This window comes from Stenotrophomonas pictorum JCM 9942, assembly GCF_001310775.1.
In the GTDB taxonomy this organism is placed as follows: domain Bacteria; phylum Pseudomonadota; class Gammaproteobacteria; order Xanthomonadales; family Xanthomonadaceae; genus Stenotrophomonas; species Stenotrophomonas pictorum.
Genome location: NZ_BAZI01000250.1, coordinates 1 through 3,999 on the forward strand (window position 1 = coordinate 1; position 3,999 = coordinate 3,999).

A 3,999-nucleotide genomic window follows, 5' to 3' on the forward strand; every position below is an offset into this window, starting at 1 on the left:
GTAGCCGGCCTTGCGGATGACCTGCACCAGCGCCTGCCGCCCGACACTGCCGTCGGTCCGCACGCTGGCGCGTTCGGTGGCGAGGTTGACGCTGGCCGACTGCACGCCGGGCAGCGCGTTCAGCACGCGCTCCACCCTGCCCACGCACGAGGCACAGGTCATGCCTTCGATCAACAATTCTTCCGAATGTTGTGGCGGATGCGGGGTGCCCGGATCGACCTTGCTCATCATCGGCTCATCTCCACCTGCCTACTGTTGACGGCACCTTAAAGCTTCCCACGATGCAGGGTCAAGCCTTATCCGGTGCTTGACCTTGCCACACTGGCAAGCCCCACCATGCCCCCACCCAGTGGAGATTCCCGATGAAACTGCATATCGACAGCATGACCTGCGGCGGCTGCGCCCGCAGCGTGACCGCGACCGTCAAGGACGTGGACCCGGCTGCCACCATCGACATCGATCTGGCCGGCAAGACCGTGCAGATCCAGTCCAGCCACCCGGCGACCGATTTCATCGAGGCGCTGGACGCAGCAGGCTTCCCGCCGGCACAACAGGACTGACCGGCCCCGGTGGGTCGGGGCTGAACCGGCACCGGAGCCCGTCTTCAAGTCCGGCGCAAGGGACATGCGCGCACTTCAGCGCGCCACGCGCCGCCACACCTCGCGCTCGACCCGACGCTCACCGTCCCAGCGTTCCAGCGTCCACACATCGCCTTCCAGCGTGTAACGGAACTCGTAGAGGCCGCCGCTCTCCAGCGGATAGGACGCCATCAGCGGAGTTTCCACGTAGCGCCCGCCCTCGGTGGTATAGGTACCCGAACCGCCAGCCCAGAACTTTCCGTCGCTGGTGGTGGTGAAGGCGAAGCGGCCGTCGGCCAGCAGCTTGGTGCCGGCGAGCTTCTGGCTGGCGTAGTCCACCACCGCACCCTCTTTGTTGACGGATTCACCCGATTGCAGCTGCCACGCGCCCTGCAGTGCGGGCGCATCGCTCGCGGCAGCAGTGGCGAGGCAGGCCAGACCGCCCAACAGCACGGCGACGGCGACGGCGACGGCGACGGAACGCGGTGACAACATCGGCAACTCCACGGCAGGGGCGGGCCCGCATTGTGCGCGGCCACAAGCAGGCGCGACCACTACCGAAACATCGGCAACCTTTCCGGGGCTAAGCGACGGTGACCGGCGGTATCATGGCCCTCATCTTCTGAAGTGGCAGCGGCAACGTGCAGACCCTCCTGACCCCGGTATCGATCGGTGAGCTGATCGACAAGATCACTATCCTGGAAATCAAGGCCGAGCGCATCACCGATGCGGCCAAGCTGGCCAACGTGCGCACCGAACTGGATGGCCTGTGGCCGCTGTGGCTGGAACAGCAGCGCGCGCGCACCGAGCTGTCGCCGCTGAAGGACCAGCTCAAGGCCATCAACGAGCGCATGTGGGACATCCAGGACCAGCTGCGCGACAAAGAAGCGGCGCAGGACTTCGGTGCCGAGTTCATCGCCTTGGCCCGCGGTGTCTATGGCACCAATGGCGAGCGCGTGGCGGTCAAGAACCAGATCAACCGGGTGGCCGGTTCGGCGCTGGTGGAAGAGAAGCAGTACCAGGGCGAGTAAGCCCACGGCCTGGTCCGGAAAGCAAAGGCCAGCGTCACAACGCTGGCCTATCGCGTTTCACCACCGCTGATCGGGCTCAGAATGCGAGCTGCGCCCACACGCCCACTTCGTGGCTTTCCATCGCCTTCTGCTTCGAAGCCTGTTCCACGCGCTTGCCAACCGCGGCCAGCCGCAGGTACTTGTTCGGCTTCCACTCCACGCCCAGCTGGTGATAGCGCTCGCGCGTGATCGGATCGATATCCAGGCTCATACGGGTTTCGTCATAGCGGGCGAACACGCCGTACTGCGGGGTGAACTGGTAGCTGCTCCACGCCGACCAACCGCGCTGGTCATCGCTGCCGGGCTCGGTGATGCGGGTCCAGTCTTCGGCACGGAAGTACTGCGCGCCGACGCGGCTGCGCTCGCCCACCCAGCTGGCCATCGCGTTCCAGCGCTGCGCGGTGTGCACATGCGGCTTGCTGCCGGCATCCTGCGCGCGCGTGCCGCGATAGCCACCGGCGGCCAATTCCACGCCCTTGAGCGGCGTCCAGCCCACCCGTGCCTCCACATCGGCGCGGTTGCCCAGCCGCGGCTTCTGGAAGCCGCCACCGGTCACCACCGAGGCCGCATACACCAGCGGCCCGTGGCGGTACTGGCCATGCACCCCGTAGTCGGCCGGCGCGCCCATCTTGGTGCGTGCGATCAACCCGGCGTCCACATACCGGAACCCTTCGCGCGCGGACTCCTGCGCGATCCACGGCGTGGGCGCATTACCCAGCCGCAGCCAGCTGCCCGTGCCGAAGCCGCGCTGCAGGTAGGCATGGCGCAGCCACACATCGGTCGGATCGCTGTTGCGGTTCCACTGCACATCGGTGGTGATCTGTGCCGACCAGCGGTCGTTGAAGCGGTGGTCCAGCGTCACGAAGGTGCGCTTCAGGTCGATCGCCAATCCCTCATCGGCGGTCTCCACACCATCGCGGTCCAGCTGGCTGGCGTTGGCGAAGATCTGCGTGGACAGCGTCGTGGTCGGGCCGCTGTCCTGCGCCAGCGCCGCCAGCGGCGCGCAGCCGGCCGCGATGGCCATGGCGAGGATTCCGCGGGAAACAATCTGCATTCCTGTACTCCTGGTTGCCAACGGCACGATCAGTACCGGGCGTCTTTGGGTTTGTTGTCGCGCGGCCAGTCGTTGACCTTGCCGGCAAAATCCGGCCGCGGCTGCTTGATGAAGTACTCGGCCACATCGATCGCATCCTGGTCGGGCAGTACCGTCTGTCCGAACGGCGGCTCGTAGGTCACCGCCAGCGGCATGTTGTGCTTGACGAACGCCGCCGCCTTGCTCAATCGCGCCATGCCGGCGCCGATGTTGAACGACTCCTCGCCCCACAGCGGCGGGAAGAGGTAGTCGCCGGAGGCGTCCTTCATGCCCTCGCCGTTGTTGCCATGGCAGGAGGCGCATTGCGCGGCGTAGATCTGTTCACCGCGTACCGGATCGGGCCGCAGCGACATGTCGATCGGTCCTTCGGTCTTGCCCGACACCTTCGCGCCCTTGGCCATCCCGCGGCCCAGCCAGTGCATGTAGGCGAGCATGCCCTGCATCTCGGCCGATTCCACCGCCAGCTTCCTGCCGTTCATCGAGCGCACGAAGCAGCCGTTGATGCGCTCGGCCAGATCGATCTCCTTGCCCGGCCGCGGCATGTAGCGCGGGTAGTTGCCGCCGGTATTGAGGTAGTGGTTGCGCAGCGGCTCGCGGCCGTTGGCCATATGGCAGGAGTTGCAGTTCAGACCGTTGCCGACGTTGTCCGGCAGCAGCCGCGCGGTTTCATTGAGCAGGCGCCGGCCCAGCATCACCTGCGCGGCGTTGGACAGCCCGGCGATCTCCTGCGCGCTGGGCGCCAGATGATGGCCCAGCAGCTTGCCATCCTTGTCCAGCACCTCCATCGGCACCGGCTCGGGCGCATCCAGATCCGGGGGCGTGTAGGCGTGCCAGGCGCCGGCGGCACCGGCCAGCAGCAGGGCGGCAGCGGCCGCCATCCATGACTTGTTCATTGCGCGGCCTCCTAGGGCACGTAGTGCACGGGCTTGTGCGCGATCACCCGCCGCATGCGGGCGATATCGTTGGCCGTCACCTCGCTGGCATGGTTGCCCCAGCTGTTGCGGATGAAGCTCAGGATGTCGGCCAGCTCGGCGTTGGGAATCTGGGCGAAACCGGGCATGGTGAACGCCATGCGGTCATGCGCGGTCTGCGGTGTACGGCCACCGGCCAGCGTCACCTGGATCAGCGAACTGGGATCGTCGGAGAACACGATCGAGTTGCCGGCCAGCGCCGGATAGATGCGCGGCGCGCCCTTGCCGTCGGCGCGGTGGCAGGCCTGGCAATGCTCCGAGTAGCCCAGCGCACCGGGCTGGCTGTA

At 66.7% G+C, this 3,999-nt stretch carries 7 protein-coding genes; 2 read left to right on the top strand and 5 right to left on the bottom strand.

Going from position 1 to position 3,999, the window contains the following annotated elements; all coding sequences use genetic code 11:
* Positions 1-228 (bottom strand): heavy-metal-associated domain-containing protein (locus JCM9942_RS11770; protein WP_172675105.1); only part of this gene is annotated, 228 nt, incomplete at its 3' end.
* Between the two features lie 134 nt (positions 229-362).
* On the opposite strand from JCM9942_RS11770, the gene JCM9942_RS11775 reads away from it, so the two are divergent.
* The gene (locus JCM9942_RS11775) at positions 363-560 is read left to right on the top strand and encodes a heavy-metal-associated domain-containing protein (protein WP_054659872.1); all 198 of its coding nucleotides are present in this window, start codon (positions 363-365) and stop codon (positions 558-560) included.
* A 75-nt stretch (positions 561-635) separates the two neighbouring features.
* Here JCM9942_RS11775 and JCM9942_RS11780 read toward each other — a convergent pair whose 3' ends face one another.
* Positions 636-1,073, bottom strand: coding sequence for a hypothetical protein (locus JCM9942_RS11780; RefSeq protein ID WP_054659874.1), 438 nt, complete (start codon positions 1,071-1,073; stop codon positions 636-638).
* 146 nt (positions 1,074-1,219) lie between these two features.
* Here JCM9942_RS11780 and JCM9942_RS11785 point away from each other — a divergent pair, with 146 nt between their 5' ends.
* Positions 1,220-1,609 carry a DUF6165 family protein gene (locus JCM9942_RS11785; RefSeq protein ID WP_054659876.1) on the top strand — a complete coding sequence of 130 codons (390 nt, stop codon included), beginning with the start codon at positions 1,220-1,222 and terminating at the stop codon, positions 1,607-1,609.
* A 76-nt stretch (positions 1,610-1,685) separates the two neighbouring features.
* On the opposite strand, the gene JCM9942_RS11790 is transcribed toward JCM9942_RS11785, so the two are convergent.
* From JCM9942_RS11790 to JCM9942_RS11800, 3 genes are all read right to left on the bottom strand, one after another.
* A complete protein-coding gene (locus JCM9942_RS11790) occupies positions 1,686-2,702 on the bottom strand; it encodes a hypothetical protein (RefSeq protein WP_054659878.1) in 1,017 nt (338 codons plus the stop codon).
* Positions 2,703-2,731: 29 nt separating this feature from the next.
* Complete coding sequence (locus tag JCM9942_RS11795; protein ID WP_054659880.1) at positions 2,732-3,634, bottom strand: c-type cytochrome; 903 nt, start codon at positions 3,632-3,634, stop codon at positions 2,732-2,734.
* Between the two features lie 11 nt (positions 3,635-3,645).
* On the bottom strand, positions 3,646-3,999 hold a 354-nt coding region (locus JCM9942_RS11800; RefSeq protein WP_157722891.1), incomplete at its 5' end, for a c-type cytochrome.